At 39.2% G+C, this 16,588-nt stretch carries 15 protein-coding genes, 1 tRNA gene and 1 CRISPR repeat array; of the genes, 10 read left to right on the top strand and 6 right to left on the bottom strand.

The features are described from left to right. Nucleotides 1-35: 35 nt before the first annotated feature. Nucleotides 36-118 (bottom strand) — tRNA-Ser (locus tag L1994_RS10075). A gap of 254 nt (nt 119-372) precedes the next feature. Between L1994_RS10075 and ilvD the strand changes: the two genes are divergently transcribed. The 3 genes from ilvD to L1994_RS10060 all read left to right on the top strand — a co-directional run bounded on the left by ilvD (nt 373) and on the right by L1994_RS10060 (nt 3,350). Further along, nucleotides 373-2,016 carry a dihydroxy-acid dehydratase gene (gene ilvD / locus L1994_RS10070; RefSeq protein WP_278099312.1) on the top strand — a complete coding sequence of 548 codons (1,644 nt, stop codon included), beginning with the start codon at nt 373-375 and terminating at the stop codon, nt 2,014-2,016. A gap of 71 nt (nt 2,017-2,087) precedes the next feature. Further along, the gene (locus L1994_RS10065; RefSeq protein WP_278099311.1) at nt 2,088-2,657 is read left to right on the top strand and encodes a MarR family winged helix-turn-helix transcriptional regulator; all 570 of its coding nucleotides are present in this window, start codon (nt 2,088-2,090) and stop codon (nt 2,655-2,657) included. A 24-nt stretch (nt 2,658-2,681) separates the two neighbouring features. Further along, the gene (locus L1994_RS10060) at nt 2,682-3,350 is read left to right on the top strand and encodes a class I SAM-dependent methyltransferase (RefSeq protein ID WP_278099310.1); all 669 of its coding nucleotides are present in this window, start codon (nt 2,682-2,684) and stop codon (nt 3,348-3,350) included. Nucleotides 3,351-3,389: 39 nt separating this feature from the next. Here L1994_RS10060 and L1994_RS10055 read toward each other — a convergent pair whose 3' ends face one another. Further along, entirely contained in the window at nt 3,390-3,665 is a 276-nt protein-coding gene (locus L1994_RS10055; protein WP_278099309.1) for a zinc ribbon domain-containing protein, read from the bottom strand. Between the two features lie 106 nt (nt 3,666-3,771). Between L1994_RS10055 and L1994_RS10050 the strand changes: the two genes are divergently transcribed. The 6 genes from L1994_RS10050 to L1994_RS10025 all read left to right on the top strand — a co-directional run bounded on the left by L1994_RS10050 (nt 3,772) and on the right by L1994_RS10025 (nt 8,138). Continuing rightward, entirely contained in the window at nt 3,772-4,236 is a 465-nt protein-coding gene (locus L1994_RS10050) for a GNAT family N-acetyltransferase (RefSeq protein ID WP_278099308.1), read from the top strand. Between the two features lie 17 nt (nt 4,237-4,253). After that, nucleotides 4,254-5,216, top strand: a complete 963-nt coding sequence (locus tag L1994_RS10045; protein WP_278099307.1) for a DNA adenine methylase — start codon at nt 4,254-4,256, stop codon at nt 5,214-5,216. Nucleotides 5,217-5,284: 68 nt separating this feature from the next. Beyond that, on the top strand, nt 5,285-5,473 hold the full coding sequence (locus tag L1994_RS11950; RefSeq protein ID WP_278099306.1) for a hypothetical protein: 189 nt from the start codon (nt 5,285-5,287) through the stop codon (nt 5,471-5,473). A gap of 126 nt (nt 5,474-5,599) precedes the next feature. Then, nucleotides 5,600-6,934, top strand: coding sequence for an ATP-binding protein (locus tag L1994_RS10035; protein ID WP_278099305.1), 1,335 nt, complete (start codon nt 5,600-5,602; stop codon nt 6,932-6,934). Nucleotides 6,935-7,296: 362 nt separating this feature from the next. Next, on the top strand, nt 7,297-7,551 hold the full coding sequence (locus tag L1994_RS10030) for a DUF1016 N-terminal domain-containing protein (protein WP_278099304.1): 255 nt from the start codon (nt 7,297-7,299) through the stop codon (nt 7,549-7,551). Next, on the top strand, nt 7,503-8,138 hold the full coding sequence (locus L1994_RS10025; protein ID WP_278099303.1) for a PDDEXK nuclease domain-containing protein: 636 nt from the start codon (nt 7,503-7,505) through the stop codon (nt 8,136-8,138). The genes L1994_RS10030 and L1994_RS10025 overlap by 49 nt, the downstream gene beginning before the upstream one ends. 116 nt (nt 8,139-8,254) lie before the next feature. Here the strand turns inward: L1994_RS10025 and L1994_RS10020 are convergent, their stop codons facing one another. Then, nucleotides 8,255-8,497 (bottom strand): AbrB/MazE/SpoVT family DNA-binding domain-containing protein, encoded by a 243-nt coding sequence (locus L1994_RS10020; RefSeq protein WP_278099302.1) that lies wholly within the window; start codon nt 8,495-8,497, stop codon nt 8,255-8,257. A gap of 382 nt (nt 8,498-8,879) precedes the next feature. Between L1994_RS10020 and L1994_RS10015 the strand changes: the two genes are divergently transcribed. Then, entirely contained in the window at nt 8,880-10,343 is a 1,464-nt protein-coding gene (locus tag L1994_RS10015) for an ATP-binding protein (protein WP_278099301.1), read from the top strand. A gap of 118 nt (nt 10,344-10,461) precedes the next feature. Further along, a CRISPR array of direct repeats spans nt 10,462-12,831; the repeat unit is 36 nt; unit sequence ACTTCAATGGAGCCACATCTTTTCAGATGTGGTAAG. 274 nt (nt 12,832-13,105) lie between these two features. Here the strand turns inward: L1994_RS10015 and cas2 are convergent. The 3 genes from cas2 to csb2 are packed head-to-tail and all read right to left on the bottom strand — an operon-like array spanning nt 13,106 to nt 16,583. After that, entirely contained in the window at nt 13,106-13,405 is a 300-nt protein-coding gene (cas2, locus tag L1994_RS10010; protein WP_278099300.1) for a CRISPR-associated endonuclease Cas2, read from the bottom strand. 5 nt (nt 13,406-13,410) lie between these two features. Continuing rightward, complete coding sequence (cas4g/cas1g, locus tag L1994_RS10005; RefSeq protein WP_278099299.1) at nt 13,411-15,084, bottom strand: CRISPR-associated endonuclease Cas4g/Cas1g; 1,674 nt, start codon at nt 15,082-15,084, stop codon at nt 13,411-13,413. Nucleotides 15,085-15,101: 17 nt separating this feature from the next. Beyond that, complete coding sequence (gene csb2, locus L1994_RS10000; RefSeq protein ID WP_278099298.1) at nt 15,102-16,583, bottom strand: type I-G CRISPR-associated protein Csb2; 1,482 nt, start codon at nt 16,581-16,583, stop codon at nt 15,102-15,104. Between the last annotated feature and the right edge of the window lie 5 nt (nt 16,584-16,588).

Raw genomic sequence — 16,588 nt, 5'->3', positions numbered from 1 at the left:
AAATCTAAAAAAGATACGTTTTTTTTTTACAAAAGCGCCGGGAAGGAGATTTGAACTCCTGAGGTGAAACACCAACGGCTTTCGAGGCCGCCGCCTTTCCGGACTAGACTACCCCGGCAGATTAGATAAAATTGCCTGATAATTAAAAATCACAGGCTTTGAAGTTATATATTGTCAATCTTAAAAGATAATAATAACGCTTAATCATCAGGAAATTTTAATTGGCAGAAAATACCCTGTCTATAATTTGTAAATTTATATGTGGTGCAAAAGATCTACTTTTTTCTTTTTAAATGCACCAGATATTTTAATTTTTTGGAAGTTTGTCCGTTTGTTTTAATATTTTATAGTGCGTTTATTTCTGTGGTTATCATGCGAAGCGATGATGTAAAGTCAGGATATACAAGAGCACCCAACCGGTCTTTGATACGCTCTCTTGGAATATCTGATCAGGAGATGAATAAGCCATTTATAGGGATAGCAAATTCGTGGAACACAGTGGTTCCGGGGCATATGCATCTTAGAATGCTTGGCGAGCGTGTTCGTGAGGGAATTGCGGCCGCTGGCGGAGTTCCTTTTGAGTTTAATACAATAGGCATCTGTGACGGAATTGCGATGGGGCATGAAGGAATGCGCTATTCGCTTGCGTCAAGGGAGAATATTGCTGATTCAGTCGAGCTTATGGTAAATGCCCACCGCTTTGACGCTTTGGTCTGTATCTGCACCTGTGATAAGATTGTGCCCGGAATGCTTATGGCGGCGGCAAGGTGCAACATTCCGGCGATTGTTGTAACAGGCGGAAATATGCTTCCCGGCCATTTCAGGGGATGTGAAATTTCACTTACTGATGTTTTTGAGGGTGTTGGAAAAGTAGCAGCCAAAAAAATGACTGAGGAGGAGCTAAAAGAGATTGAAATGTCTGCAATGCCCGGATGCGGAAGCTGTCAGGGGCTTTATACCGCAAATACAATGGCGTGCATGACAGAGGCGATGGGAATGTCTCTTCCAGGCTGTGCGGCAATTCCTGCGGTTGAATCAGCAAAGCTTAGAATTGCATATGAAACAGGATATCGTTCAGTAGAGCTTTTAAAGGAGAATATAAAGCCGTCTGATATAATCACTACAAAGTCTCTTAAAAACGCAATTGCCGTTGATATGGCTCTTGGAGGCTCTACCAACACAGTGCTTCACTTAATGGCGGTTGCAGAGGAAGCAGGGGTTAGTTTAAGTCTTGATGATTTTACTAAAGTCGGAGAAACTGTGCCGCATATCTGTGCAATGCAGCCGGGCGGTCCTCACTCTATGCAGGTTCTCCATCATTCCGGAGGTATTCCCGGCGTTTTTAAACAGATTAAAGGGCATCTTGAGGAGAGTATGACAGTTTCGGGAAAAACTGTCTATGAGATTGCCGATGATGTCAGATATGTTGATGAAAAAGTAATAAATAGCATTGAAAATCCTGTTCACAGCGCCGGAGGGCTTAAAATATTAAAAGGCACACTTGCACCAAACGGATGTGTAATTAAATCAGCGGCTGTTTCTGATGAAATGTGGAGGCATGAGGGGCCTGCACGTGTATATGATGGTGAAAACGCCGCAATGGATGCAATACTTGCCGGAAAAATAAATGAGGGTGATGTCATAGTAATCCGCTATGAAGGGCCTGTCGGAGGTCCGGGAATGCCTGAGATGCTCTCTCCGACATCTGCCCTTATGGGTCTTGGATACAGCCGCGTTGCGCTTGTAACAGACGGAAGGTTCTCCGGCGGCACACGGGGCCCGTGCATCGGGCATGTTGCACCAGAAGCGAGTGTTGGAGGCCCGATTGGACTTGTACATGACGGAGATACAATTTCAATAGATCTCTATGAAAGAAGGCTTGACCTTTTGGTTGACGAATCAGAGCTTGCAAACAGAAGAAAATTGTGGAAGCCGTTTGAAAGGGATTTAAAAGGCGTTCTTGCAAGATATGCAAGATATGTCGGCCAGGCTGACAAAGGCGCAGTAGCTAAATAAAATGAATATTTTTTTAGCTTTTATTGGCGGAGTCTTTTAGTTTATATATTATTACGGATAACCGTAATTATATGTCTGACACACCGGGGATTGTTGTTCTTCGTGAATGTATGGTATTTGTTCATTCATGGATGAGTGCTCTTTTAGGAACTGACAGGGGGAAAAAAAGCTCATTTTCTCCTGTTGCACTTGGGATTTTGTATATGTCATATTTTCATAAGATAAAGATGGGAGATATCCCCGGTAAATTCAATATATCAAGAAGCACTGCAACCGATTATGTTAACAATCTTGAAAAGCGGGGCTATGTCAGGCGTGTTAAGGATGAAAGCGACAAACGCGATATTTACATTATTCCTGATAAAAAAGGTGAAAAATGGATTTTGGAGACCGAAACTGCAATTTTTTCATTTTTAAACAGCAGGCTTTCGGTTTTATCACAGGATGAACAGGAGACATTTCTCTCTCTCCTTTCTAAGTTTACCGGATATGGCGATGGAAAAGACCATGAATGTGTTTTAATGGAGACACTAAAGACTGTATTTCTGATGAAATCTGAAGTTCAAACAGAAAACAGAATAGAATCTGAGAGGGTTTGTGATATGGTAAGAAGAGTTTATGAAAAAAAAAGAGAATTTTGAAAATTCCGGGAGGTAAAAATGTTTATGAAGAGAAAAATCCGTATTCCTGAGACTTATGACGGCATTCAGTCGCCTGTCACTGTTTCAGAGATTGACATTATGCAAAGAGAAATGAGGGATAAAAATCGTCTTCCAACAGAAAAAATTATCAAATCAGGCATGAATTATGGACTGGGGCTTGAGATAGGGCCTGGTCCCGGATACCTTGGTCTTGAGTGGCTAGTCAAAACAAAAAAGACCCATCTTTACGGACTTGAGATAAGTCCGGCTATGATAAATACGGCTCTTAAAAATTCCCTTGATTATAATCTTTCCGGGAGAGTTTCTTATTATGAAGGAAATGCTCTTTTTATGCCGTTTTCTTCCCGGTCATTTGATTTTGTCTTTTCAAACGGTTCTCTTCATGAATGGGAGGAACCTGTGAGGGTTTTTTTGGAAATTCACCGCGTATTAAAAGATGGGGGGCGGTTTTTTATATCCGATTTGAAGCGAAACATCTCATCAGTTTTATTTTTTGCTATGAAATTAACTGTTAATCCAAAAAGCCTTGCATATGGATTTGAATCCTCTGTTAATGCTGCCTATACAAAAGAAGAAATTACTGAAATTCTTGGAGAGACAAAGCTCTTGGAGGATTTTTCTGTATCTGAAAATCCTTTCGGGATTTGTATAACAGGACGGAAGAAAAATTAAATCCCTGTTTTTAATGCGTTAATTTTCTGGAGAGGTTTTTTATTTGAACTTCCAGCGCCTCAGTTCGGGAATTATCTTAAGGTTTAATTCATATGCCTCATCAAATGGCATTATCTTTCTCTCTTCGTATTTTTTTGCACAGATATCGACCATTTCAGACGGTGTCAGCTCAGGCTCTAAAAACAGGCCTTTCATGTAGCAGTATGTGCAGTAGTATGGAGATTTTTGTCCGTCTTTTTCCGTTCCAAAATCGTTTTGGTTTTTTATTGGCATTCCACAGGACTGGCAGATGCACTCTTCAATATCTTCTTTCAAAAATACCGGCCTCTTTTTTGTTAAAATAGTTTTTAAAAACTAAAAAGATTTTGCAGGATATGGCAAAGATTATTTTTGACTTTGTGCAGATTCTATAAGGAGCAGAATGACTGATTTTTTAATAGAAAAAATAAATGAAGAGAATTTTTCAGAATTTATATATTTAATAGAAAAACTTGCCGAATATGAAAAACTGCTTCCTCCTGATGAGGATGCAAAATTACGCCTTAAAAATGATGCATTCTCCAAAAATCCAAAGTATGAGGCATATGTTGCATATATTGATGAAAAACCTGCCGGATACATTACTTTTTATTTTACATATTCGACATTTCTTGCAAAACAGACTCTTTATCTTGAGGATATTTTTGTTCTTGAGGAGTTTAGAAAAAGAGGGCTTGGAAAGGCTTTATTTGAGTTCTGCAAAAAAGAGGCCAAAAACCGCGGCTGCGGGCGTATGGACTGGACTGTTCTTACCTGGAATGAGCCTTCGATTAGGTTTTATGAGAAGCTCGGAGGCGAAAGGCAGGACTGGTATCTATACAGGCTTGATGAGGAGCAGCTGAACTAAAAATTTATGGGGGTATTATGGCATTTAGCAAAAAAAATTCACCTGTAAATCCGTTTTTGAAATGGGCGGGGGGGAAATCACAAATTCTTGGTGAACTTGAATCGAGGTTTCCAAAAGAGCTTGCAGGAAGCAGGAGCATTGATGATTATTTTGGTTCTGCCGGCAGGAGAATTTCTAAGTATGTTGAGCCTTTTATCGGCGGAGGTGCTCTTTATTTCCTTGTAAATTCAAAATACAGGCCTGATGAATGTTATATCTCTGACGTAAACGAAGAGCTGGTTCTTTGTTATCGCGTTGTAAAAGAATCTCCTGATTCACTGGCAGATATTTTAAGAGAATATGAGGGTGAATATCTAAAGCTTGATGAGGAGAAAAGACAGGAGTTTTACTATAATATCCGCTCCTCCTATAATCAAAAAAAGGAGGGCTTTTCTTATTCATCTGTAAACAGCAGTGCTGTAGAAAGAGCCGCCAGTCTTATTTTTTTAAACAGGACGTGTTTTAACGGTCTTTACCGTGTAAATGGAAGTGGCGGGTTTAATGTTCCCTTTGGCAGATACAAAAATCCTCATATTGCAATTGAGGATAGTATTTATTCGGCATCGGAGATTTTGGAGAATACAGAGATTCAATGCCGTGATTTTGAAGAGGCGGGAAGGCTGGCAGATGATGAGACATTTTTTTATTTTGATCCTCCTTACCGGCCGATAAACAAGACATCACAATTCAACAATTATGCAAAGGACGGTTTTTCAGATGATGATCAAAGACGTCTTGCTGAATTTTTTAGATTTTGCGATTCAAAATCAGCGAAAGTTATGCTCTCCAATTCTGATCCGAAAAACACAAATCCGGATGATGATTTCTTCGACTCACTCTATGAGGACTTTAATATAAAAAGAGTGCCTGCAAAAAGACGAATCAATTCAAAAGGCAGTGGCAGAGGAGAGATTAACGAGATTGTTGTTACTAATTATTAGATTTATATAAGACTTAAAAATTTGATAATATCTCAATTTTTTATCTGATTCGTTTTTAATTACCGGGGTTGTTACCGGTCTTAAGGGTCTTTAATGTTTCATTCACATGCAAATCCTTTGAAAGCGAAAATGTAGCGGTTACATCCTCTTCGGTAACAGAGGTCCTTGCGTCATACTCGGCAGTCATCACCGACCGCCTGATAAAGTCAAGGCCGACACGAAGATCGCCTGACTTTATCGAAAGATCAACAAATTGACAATCCTCATCGAATCGAATTTACAAACTCAATTATAAAAGTTCTCACAATCGGAAACCATATACCTGAAAAAAAGATAATCAATTCAATAAATTATTGAAATGAATTAAAACCCTGGATAGAACAATGGACTTGGATGTAATATTATCAGATACTGAAAACCGGCAGGTTGAATTTAAAGAATCGGAAAACCCGGCGATGTACAAAACTTTATCTGCGTTTTCCAATACAAATGGAGGAGTCTTGCTGGTCGGTGTAGCAGACGACAAGACTATTGTCGGTTTTAACTGCTCCAATAACAAAATAAAACAAGTAACAGATACCATTGCAAATAAACTTTTGATCCATCCTGTAATTACGTCTCATACAATCGATGGGAAAAAAATTCTTAAGATCGAGGTTTCCAAAAGCCCAAACCCTGTTTCCTATGATGGAAAATACTATTCAAGAGTTGGAAATACCACCCGTGAAATGCAGGCAGAAGAGTTGAGAACTTATTTCCTAAGAACAACTATGTGGGACAATATTCCAGGAGATTTTAATCCTGATGAGATCGATGAACAGACAGTAAAATATTTTGTAAAGCTTGGTTTAGACAGCGGACGAATGCCCATCTCTGCAGCAAGCGAATCTGTTACTGAAATTTTGGAGCATTTGAATCTTCTGCATGACGGAAAGCTGACAAACGGTGCAATTATTCTGTTCGGCAAAAATCCCCAAAAATATTTCACAAATGCTTTTGTCCGAATTGGACGTTTCAAAGAAGAAGATATTATTATCGGGGACAAAATAGCCGGTGGGAATCTGTTCCGTCAGTTAGAGGTAGCAGAAGAAGCTATAAAAGGATTCATCAACGTCAGATACGAGATTTCAGGAGACTCCTTTAAGAGAAAAGAGATCTGGGATTACCCCCTTAAAGCGATAAGGGAGGCTTTGCTCAATTCGGTTGTTCACAGGGATTATTTTATGTCCAATAGGCAGACACAGATTAAAATATTTGATGATTATATCTGGTTTCATAATCCCGGTGGTCTCCCCCAGGGAGTTACGATCGACGACATAGTAAAACTCCATTCATCAATTCCTCGCAACCCACTAGTCGCAAATGTAATGTACAAATCGGATTTTATTGAAGCATGGGGAACAGGGATAGAGAGGATGCGTTCTGCACTTTTGAAGGCTGGATTACAGCTACCTGAATTTAAAGAAGAAATTGGAGGATTTTCTGTTTATTTCAAAAAGAGTTTTGACCCAGAACAACTCTTAAAAAGCAAGGCCTTAAACGATCGACAGAAAAGAGCCGTAGAATACGTTATTGAGAATGGTGAAATTTCAAATAAAGTCTACCAGGAATTGAATTCTGTTTCAAAGACTACAGCAAATAGAGATCTAAATGAGCTTGTATCATCAGGAGTTCTCAAACGGACTGGTGTAGGTAAATCGATCATTTATAAACAATAATCATGATCGGTTTGCGAACCATTTGCGATTCATTTACATCTCATACACACATTAAAGAAACTTCATATAATCAGATTAAAACCATTTTTACGCTCTTTTTACGAACAATTTACGAACCACTTACGAACCGTTTGCGAACCAATTGCAAGAGAAGTCACGAACGTAACTCGTAATAATATTTCACAAACCCCCCTAACCTCAAAAAAACTCATCCTCCTCATGAACTCCGTCTCTTCTCACAAGATCAACAGGCCGAAGTTCCTCTAATTTTTCAATATACTTAAAAAAAGCAGGTGTTACGGATATTCAAATTATAACTGATATTCAAATCTTCTTTCTCACGCCACTTCCGGGCGTTATGTGTGCAGCGGCTCTCTGAGGATCTTCAGATGGAATTTCCCGGCATTAAAGGCTTTTCTGCCCAGAATCTCTGGTACATGCGGCAGTTTTACAGGGAATATTGTGATGATGAAAATCTCCAACCTCTGGTTGGAGAAATCAGCTGGAGTCATAATCTTGTTATAATGTCACGCTGTAAGGAGAGTCCAAAACGTGAATTTTTATCAAAATGGTCCGGAAATTCGGGTGGTCAAGAAATGTCCTTATTCACCAGATAGAGAACCAAAGCTATGAGAAGACGCTTTTGGGGCAGACAAATTTTGATAGGGCTGTTGATGAAAAAGTCCGTGGTCAGGCGAGACTGGCAGTCCGTGACGAGTATGTATTCGATTTTCTGGAGCTTTGGGATAGGCATTCAGAGAGGGAGCTTGAACGTGCCCTTATCGGAAGGATAGAGGATTTTCTTCGTGCAATGGGGGGTGTCTTCACTTTTGTTGGTAGCCAGTTCAGGCTTGAGGTTGATGAAAAAGAATATTTTATCGATCTTCTGCTGTATCACAGAAGACTCAGATGTCTGGTTGCAGTTGAGCTCAAGATCGGGGAGTTTCTGCCGGAGTTTGTCGGGAAGATGCAGTTCTACCTGACTGTCCTTGACCGGCAGGTGCGGGAGGAGGATGAGAACCCTTCAATCGGGATAATTCTCTGCAAAGAGAAGAACCGCACAGTTGTCGAGTACGCTCTCCAGTCATCGCAATCCCCTATTGGTGTTGCCACATGCAGGATCGTATCCGAGCTTCCGGGGGAGCTTCAGAGTCAGCTTCCATCCCCGGAGGAGATAGCCAAACTCCTGGAGGACTGTGAATGATGAGCATTTTTCATGGTTCTGTCCGGTCTGCCGGGAAGATTAAGAAGAATTTCGGGGAGATGTGGCGATGAAGGTTGGGAGGAAAAAAGGGAAAGGGACGACTAAGACGTCACCTTTTACAAATTCTTCCATGCCTCATCTTCTTCTTTTGAATCCCAGTCTTTTTTAAGAGTCTTCTCCGTTGCATATGCACATGAAAGCGCTTCGTTTACAGAACTGATAGGCCTTAATTCAATTCTGTCCTCATAAGAAATTATTGCAACTTTTTCACCTGGAGAAAATCTCTCTCTTAATGATTTTGGAATGACAATCTGGCCTTTTTCTGTGATGGTTCCTGTCTTTATTTCTATTAATGACATGCTGTATCTTATAAATCTTATTAGTAAGATAAACAATTTGAATGTTTCCAAAGAGGCATGAAATTGCTATAAAAAACGTGGTTCTAAATTTTTAGAATTTGAGTTATCCGGAAATTCCGGATAGCTCGTTTTTTAACCTGACTTTACCAGTTGGAATTCAATCCTCCTAAAGATACTGTCCACTATACCTATTCGATTTTTTCAATTTTTTATCAGGAAATAGAATTTGACAGTTGGCTATTTTAGCACTTTAAAGTCATGAAATACCTGCGGAAAGTCGGTTCATGAAACAGTGCATGAAAAATTTGTTTCATGAACGTTTTTATGTGAGAGAGGGCAGGAAATGTATATATAATTTCGTTGAGTATTGAGTAGTATACTTATGTCTCAACTAAATGCCGGAGAGAATTTTGTTGACCGAAATGATGAACTGGAATTTTTAAACAGACATTATAATTCAGAAAATCCGGAATTTGTTATCATATACGGCAGAAGACGGGTTGGTAAAACAACTCTTATCTTCAGATTTTTGCAGGATAATCCCGGTTTTTATTTTATGGCCTCGGAAGAGGGAAGAGAGTCTAACATCAGGGATTTTGCCAGTGTTGCAGGAGATTATCTTAATGATCCTGATTTTAAGCGTATAAATTATCCCGGTTGGGAGAGTCTTTTTAAATCTCTTCTAAACCACAGAAATTTCTACAACTCATCAGGTAGAAAGGTTGTAATAATTATTGATGAGTTTTCATATCTTATTTCAAAAGACTCCGGTGTTCCTTCTACATTTCAGAAAATATGGGATCTTTTACTTAAAAATGAGAATGTAATGCTGATTGTATCAGGCTCTTCTGTAAGCACGATGGAGACCGAAGTGCTTGGATATAAGAGTCCGCTATATGGCAGAAGAACCGGACAGTGGCAGGTTGAACCTCTTTTTTATCCATATATCAGGGAATTTCTGCCATACAGTGAAGAGGAGCTTGTTATGGTATGGTCGGTTGTCGGCGGTGTTCCTGCTTATCTTCAATTATTCAATTCAAAAGCGGAATTCTTCGATAATGTTCTTCAGCAGATGATAAACAAAGGTTCATATCTTTACCTTGAGGCTGAGATACTGCTTCGTTATGAGTTTCGTGAGGCAGGTAACTACATCTCTATTCTTCGTGCTTTATCATCCGGATACACAACTCTCTCTTCTATTTGTCAGGCAACAGGGCTTGATAAAAGCATGGTCTCAAAATACTTGTCAGTTCTTACAAATCTGCACATAATTTTAGATGAGGCACCGGTAACTGCTCATGCCGGATTTAGAAAGAGGCATTACAGAATTTTAGATCCGTACCTTAATTTCTGGTTTGCAGTTATATATCCGCACAGGATGGAAATTGAGACAAAAAAAGGGTCTGAGGTGCTAATGTCAGTAAAAAATCAGATGTCTTCATATTTTGGAAAGATGTTTGAGAATCTCTGCATGGATCTTGTAAGATGCGGATTTTTCTTTGATGATTTCTCATTTTCACGCCTTGGCAGATGGTGGTTTAAGGAGAATGAAATAGATATTGCCGGCCTTGATGAAAAATCAGATACTCTTCTTCTCTGCGAGTGCAAATGGATGAGTCTTTCTGAAAGACAGGCAAGGGGTATCTTAAAAGCTCTTAAGGAAAAGTCATCTCATGTCAAATGGAGAAACGATAAGAGGACTGAGGTTTACGGCCTTATTGCAAAGGAGATTTCTGGAAAAAAGAAGCTTAGGGGTGAGGGTTATTCTGTCTTTGATTTGGAGGATTTAAGAGAGGAGAGCGAGAGGTTTTTGAAAGAGAGAGGGTTTAGTGGGAAAAGAGTTTAGAGATTTGAGAAGGAAGAGAGTTTAGGAATGATGAAACAATTCTTGTTTCAATTTTTTTTGTGGATTTATGAGTTTAAACAAATTGTTGGCTCTATTTCTGTTGGTATGACTAATTCAAAATTCAGTGGAGTTACATCTTTTCAGATGTGGTAAGGAAATGCTCCCTTCAGCCTACGCACAGATGTATAGGGCTTCAATGGAGCCACATCTTTTCAGATGTGGTAAGTATAGATGCGTATGTTTCACCAGAATATTATAAAGCGCTTCAATGGAGCCACATCTTTTCAGATGTGGTAAGGGACATAATCATTATCAAAACAATTTTGACACACACAAGCTTCAATGGAGCCACATCTTTTCAGATGTGGTAAGATTCTCTCATTCCGGGCTTCTCTTCCCTGAGTCGTCTGACTTCAATGGAGCCACATCTTTTCAGATGTGGTAAGTCTTAGAGTTTAAGACCGCATCAAAAAAACAATGGGACTTCAATGGAGCCACATCTTTTCAGATGTGGTAAGAATTTTCCAAAGATTTATCTGAGTTTCTCAGGTGGACTTCAATGGAGCCACATCTTTTCAGATGTGGTAAGGATATAATCAAACAAAGATATTTCTGATATATCCTCACTTCAATGGAGCCACATCTTTTCAGATGTGGTAAGTGCGCACCAGGGCGGTTATCGCGGCGGCGAAACTGGACTTCAATGGAGCCACATCTTTTCAGATGTGGTAAGGGGTCTAGATTCGACGATCTCAATGTGACCTGTATAACTTCAATGGAGCCACATCTTTTCAGATGTGGTAAGAGGAATTTAAGTTTGATTTATCAAAAAATCAGTTAGACTTCAATGGAGCCACATCTTTTCAGATGTGGTAAGATTGTCTGTTAATGCACAATGTATAATAGGCATCAAAACTTCAATGGAGCCACATCTTTTCAGATGTGGTAAGCCTGGACAGAATGATGTTTTGGAAAAAAGACTGATGCACTTCAATGGAGCCACATCTTTTCAGATGTGGTAAGTCAGAAAGAAAAGGAGTGTTCTGAATGAGTGACCTGAACTTCAATGGAGCCACATCTTTTCAGATGTGGTAAGATCAATCACATCAGAGCCATAAGCATTAACCACAGAGACTTCAATGGAGCCACATCTTTTCAGATGTGGTAAGAAAGATTATAATTGATAATAATTATAGTTGGAGATCTCTTACTTCAATGGAGCCACATCTTTTCAGATGTGGTAAGGTAATAACCTCCTGTTATCATCTTTGTAGTAATTGACACTTCAATGGAGCCACATCTTTTCAGATGTGGTAAGAAAACCTTTGGCAGTCCCTGACGGGTTCAGAATATCACTTCAATGGAGCCACATCTTTTCAGATGTGGTAAGGGGTTATGATATTGATCCAAAAGAACATATCAGTATCACTTCAATGGAGCCACATCTTTTCAGATGTGGTAAGATCATCTATAATCTCATACAATGCCAAATCAGCCTTACTTCAATGGAGCCACATCTTTTCAGATGTGGTAAGGTGGATTATAAGATGGGGGAGGATTATGAACGCAGAAGACTTCAATGGAGCCACATCTTTTCAGATGTGGTAAGTAATATATCTCATAAGGTTTTAAATCTTCTACAAAATACTTCAATGGAGCCACATCTTTTCAGATGTGGTAAGAATGCCAATCTGGAACGGAACAACAAACGTTGCAGAGACTTCAATGGAGCCACATCTTTTCAGATGTGGTAAGCTCACTAAATACAACAGTAGGAGGCGGAGAGGGAATAATACTTCAATGGAGCCACATCTTTTCAGATGTGGTAAGTTGAATTTCAGCGCGATATTGTTAAATGGGCGCTTAGACTTCAATGGAGCCACATCTTTTCAGATGTGGTAAGCGGTATAGACTCATCAGAAGTCACACCCATTTCAGTATCACTTCAATGGAGCCACATCTTTTCAGATGTGGTAAGGAGATTGTGCTTTCTTAACTCGTTCTAAACCTTTGTACTTCAATGGAGCCACATCTTTTCAGATGTGGTAAGTTTCACCCAGGAGATTAACTGGCCGGAAATTTTTGCAACTTCAATGGAGCCACATCTTTTCAGATGTGGTAAGTTGAGGAAAACAATGACAGAACCCGAAAAACAACCAGACTTCAATGGAGCCACATCTTTTCAGATGTGGTAAGCTCAATATAGTCATGCAACCAATACGATCCGTCGGGGACTTCAATGGAGCCACATCTTTTCAGATGTGGTAAGCATTAAATACAACCGTAGGAGGGGGAGAGGGGATAATACTTCAATGGAGCCACATCTTTTCAGATGTGGTAAGAAAATCTGATGATTCTTTTTATTTAGAGATAAACGAACTTCAATGGAGCCACATCTTTTCAGATGTGGTAAGTTGCCGTTTATTATCTTGTTTTTATTTGGGATTGTAGCACTTCAATGGAGCCACATCTTTTCAGATGTGGTAAGAGTCCCTATTATATATGATAAAATGCAGATGATAAAAGATTTTTGTTTTTAGCATTATGCTGTTTGGAATTATATTATCTGTAGTGTAGATTTTACTTTTTTCCAGCAATTCAACTCCCCTCTTTTATTTATTAAATCGAAAAGGGTAACAATTTTTTTGGAATTTTGTCAATAGCACACCCTTTTTTTTAAATTTATTGAAAATTTTGTTTTGTTTAAGTTTTTTTCGAGGGGCCATATAAAGAACAGCAAACCACCTGAGGTCTCGAAAAGATCATACAATGATTGCCGATTCATTATTATCCTCCTCTGGGTGAACCCCGATTAGACTGATTCTTCTGTCAACATAACCGTCAAGGAAACCTAGATCAATAATCATAATCCTGTCTTCATCATGCTTTATAATTTCTGATAATATTGCAATTAATTCAATTTTATCTTTATCTGAGAGATTACATCTGAAAACAGAATAGTGAACCGGTTCTCCAAATCCTTTCATTGTTTTGTGAACCCTGTAAAGCCTCTTACTATCTGATATATCATAACTGACAATATACACTCTAAGTTTTCCCAAAATGCTCACCTTGTTAAAAAAGGAGGATATACATCAATTTCTCCATGTAATACACGGGATAATAGCCTTGCCTGAACTTCAAAAATCCGCCTGTAACTAACTTTATATCCAAACAAAGGATGCTTTACTTCGGTGCTTATTCTTCTTTCATAACCTCTCAAAACGGCTTTCTTGCCTGTGGGAGTTAATGTTACTCCAAGACCTCTTGAGATGAAATCCCTTTCAGATAATTCTCCATTATTAAACAATGTAAAAGTAACCGAATCCGCAATTATTGACCTGAACTCTTCCATCATATCTAATGCAAGTGCAGGTCTGCCATAACGTGGCTGATGGTAAAAGCCCAGATATGGATCAAAACCTGTTGTGTTAAGAGTTACAAAAAATTCCTTGACCATCACCCCATAAAGATAGGAAAGAACAGTATTTACCGGATCTTTTGGAGGTCTGCGATTTCGGTTTTCAAAAGAATACCAGCTATCATCTGATTTTAGAAGATTATTAAATCTTGAAAAATAAATCTGAGCGGCTCCTCCTTCAATTCCCAACAGTGTCTGCAAGGAATTGGATGATTTGGCATCACTGGCAAGTTTTTTCAGCGATTTTAAAATTTCATCAGAAACTTCTCCATCATTTCTGCGTAAAATTGTTCTGGAATTAAGAATTTTCCCATAAACAAACATCTGAGCCAGTTTTAAAGATCTTTTTTTATCTTCTGCAAAAGCGAACTGTTTAATTCTTAGTTCTACATTTTTATGAGAATTTCCCTGAGAAAATCCATAAAACCATCCTCCATAAGAAAAATAGTTTATCGGAATGTTTCTTTGCAAAATCTCTGTAAATGCGGGTGATGTTATATCTGCACTTCCATAAAGGGAGATTTGTGACAATTCCCTGATTTTCACCTCACCTGTTTTGTCTCGATTTGACCATACCTCTAATCTCTCACCTTTTTTCCTCACTGTCTGACCATAGCCTGTTACATAAAGAGGAATTTGGTCATCTCTCGGAGGAAGAAATTTTCTTACCTGTGGTATTTCCTCATTCCTATTCTCAGGATTTTTCAGGAAATTGATCTCATCCGGAAGGCATATTCCTGCAAGAGAGCACCGGACACATCTGGAACTCTCTACAAGTGGCGAAGGGATTTTTTCTGAAGCAATCATCAATCTCAAATTATTGATGAGTTGTTTTGTCCGGTTGACTAATAATTCATTGAAAGTTATCTGAACTTTCTGTTTTGATTTGACAAAATAAATTAGTCCTTCATTACACTCGTACCCATTCTCTTTAAGTGCAAGGCCTTGGGCACAAAGCTGAACTTTATCTGATTCATATGCCCCCCCTTCAATTTTTGGAACGTAACCGCGTTTATATTCAACAGGAATTACATGTCCGTCTTTGCCCTCAATAAGGTCAAGTCGGCATACAATGCCGATTTCATGTGCAGAAATATCAACAGATCTTGCTGTAAAATCTGCAACTTCTTCAGGATTGGGAACTACGCCCTGGCTTTGATCAACTCTCCTGTGCTGGAATCTGCCATCAACGGTATCAGCATTATCCTCAAATTCCCCCTCAACCCATTCGATATAGCACAATCTTGGACAATAAGTAAATTCGTTGAGCATACGGGCAGGAATAAGATCCGGCATTTCAAATTCACTAATTTTTCTCACTCCTGCCCTTTTTCTCTCTAATATTTTACCGAAACAAACTGTCCGAGTCCAAAATGTGCACCATATCCAAGAGCAATCGGTTGTGATACAGGTTCAGGAAAGACTATCTCAAATCCATATCCCATCTTTCTGCTCTCCCCTTTTCTGCTCCTGCGGAACTCAAGCCACCGAAGAGATCTGCCATTCTTCAAGGACAAATTCTCAACCGGCTTTACCTCTACAGGTACAGGAAGACCATGATATTCTGCCTCCTTCTTAACCTCACCTGCAATCCATTCCATGAAATCCCCCCTTCCCTTCCTGTAATGCCTTGGCGGAACAAAAGGTGTTGAACTTCTAAATCTTGTTCCGGAGTTTTCATCAAGAATGTCTTTGTAATCACCCCATTTCAGAGGAACAAAAAAGATATCCGGTTTTCCGTCAGGCTGCCATGTTTTATTCAGACGATCGAGGGTGATTTGCTCTTCAGGATTAAATGGAGTCTTTGAGATTATAACAAGATGATCAAGCCAGCCATCATTATCTTTGTCAATTGGACAAATGTAGGTATGTTGATGATTCCTAAGAGGTCTTCCATCTCCATCTCTTCCGCTAAAAATCGTGGATTTCTTATCAGGGTCATTGACAACTCTTTTATAAACACCCATGATTTTTCGATGAACACGTTCTGACAGCTCAATAGTCTCTTTTACAGATGGATGAACCTTTGAATCAAGGGCATAGATAACTGCGGTATAGCCAGTCCGGGCGTAATTTGAAGTGGCTGGTTTTGAGATCTTAAAACAGTCATTTCTTCGCAGATATGTAATAAACTTAAGTCCCGGAGGAACATTCAGACCTGAATCGAGCATATCTGAGGTTGTAACTGTAAATGAATCCATCCAGCTGTATTCCCGGTCTTTATCCTTTTTTATCACTGCTTTGGCAATATATGGATTTTCCATGTAATCATCCAAAGTAACGGGACACGCAACCTTTACAGGCTCAAGATTTTTTACAGGATTTTCACAATAATCAGGGGCACAATTCCATTTTGTCCCATTTGTTTCAGGAATTATTCTCGCCTCAACCCATGACTCGGATCTCCCAAAGTAATTAAGATGAGAAAGCAAACAATCGAGATCTTTTAATTTGTCATCTGAAAGATGTGAGTTCGGCCACATCATCTTTACAGCCGAATCCTCCTGCATTACTACAAATGCATCAAAAACCATTTGCTTCTTTGTGATGTCCTCTTTATTTTGGCTAAGATAAGAGCGTGTATGAGAGGCATTAGCTTCAGGAAGCTCAAATAATGGAGGTTCACGGGCAAGTTCACAAAGGATTGACTCAACGCGACCCTCAGGCCAATATGGGAATTTGCGTTTCCAGACATCATAGAGAGCACGAATGAGCCTGTAAGGTGAAGGGGGCCACTCGAGAACTCCTTCGTTTACATTCCTCCCCCAGGGAGTTGCATGGAAACGTCCGGTAAGAAACTTTACTTCAATAGCAAGCATAATTA

The sequence above is a fragment of the Methanomicrobium antiquum genome, from assembly GCF_029633915.1.
Taxonomy (GTDB): domain Archaea; phylum Halobacteriota; class Methanomicrobia; order Methanomicrobiales; family Methanomicrobiaceae; genus Methanomicrobium; species Methanomicrobium antiquum.
The sequence above is the reverse complement of the archived record's forward strand: the minus strand, read 5'-3'. Positions and strand labels throughout refer to the sequence as shown.

Excerpts from the sequence above, each read along its gene's own strand:
- L1994_RS10060 (WP_278099310.1), top strand. The coding sequence starts at position 2,682 with ATGAAGAGAAAAATCCGTATTCCTGAGACTTATGACGGCATTCAGTCG.
- L1994_RS10035 (WP_278099305.1), top strand. The coding sequence starts at position 5,600 with ATGGACTTGGATGTAATATTATCAGATACTGAAAACCGGCAGGTTGAA.
- L1994_RS10045 (WP_278099307.1), top strand. The coding sequence starts at position 4,254 with ATGGCATTTAGCAAAAAAAATTCACCTGTAAATCCGTTTTTGAAATGG.
- L1994_RS10020 (WP_278099302.1), bottom strand. The coding sequence starts at position 8,497 with ATGTCATTAATAGAAATAAAGACAGGAACCATCACAGAAAAAGGCCAG.
- L1994_RS10050 (WP_278099308.1), top strand. The coding sequence starts at position 3,772 with ATGACTGATTTTTTAATAGAAAAAATAAATGAAGAGAATTTTTCAGAA.
- L1994_RS10025 (WP_278099303.1), top strand. The coding sequence starts at position 7,503 with ATGGTCCGGAAATTCGGGTGGTCAAGAAATGTCCTTATTCACCAGATA.
- L1994_RS10015 (WP_278099301.1), top strand. The coding sequence starts at position 8,880 with ATGTCTCAACTAAATGCCGGAGAGAATTTTGTTGACCGAAATGATGAA.
- ilvD (WP_278099312.1), top strand. The coding sequence starts at position 373 with ATGCGAAGCGATGATGTAAAGTCAGGATATACAAGAGCACCCAACCGG.
- L1994_RS10065 (WP_278099311.1), top strand. The coding sequence starts at position 2,088 with ATGTCTGACACACCGGGGATTGTTGTTCTTCGTGAATGTATGGTATTT.
- csb2 (WP_278099298.1), bottom strand. The coding sequence starts at position 16,583 with ATGCTTGCTATTGAAGTAAAGTTTCTTACCGGACGTTTCCATGCAACT.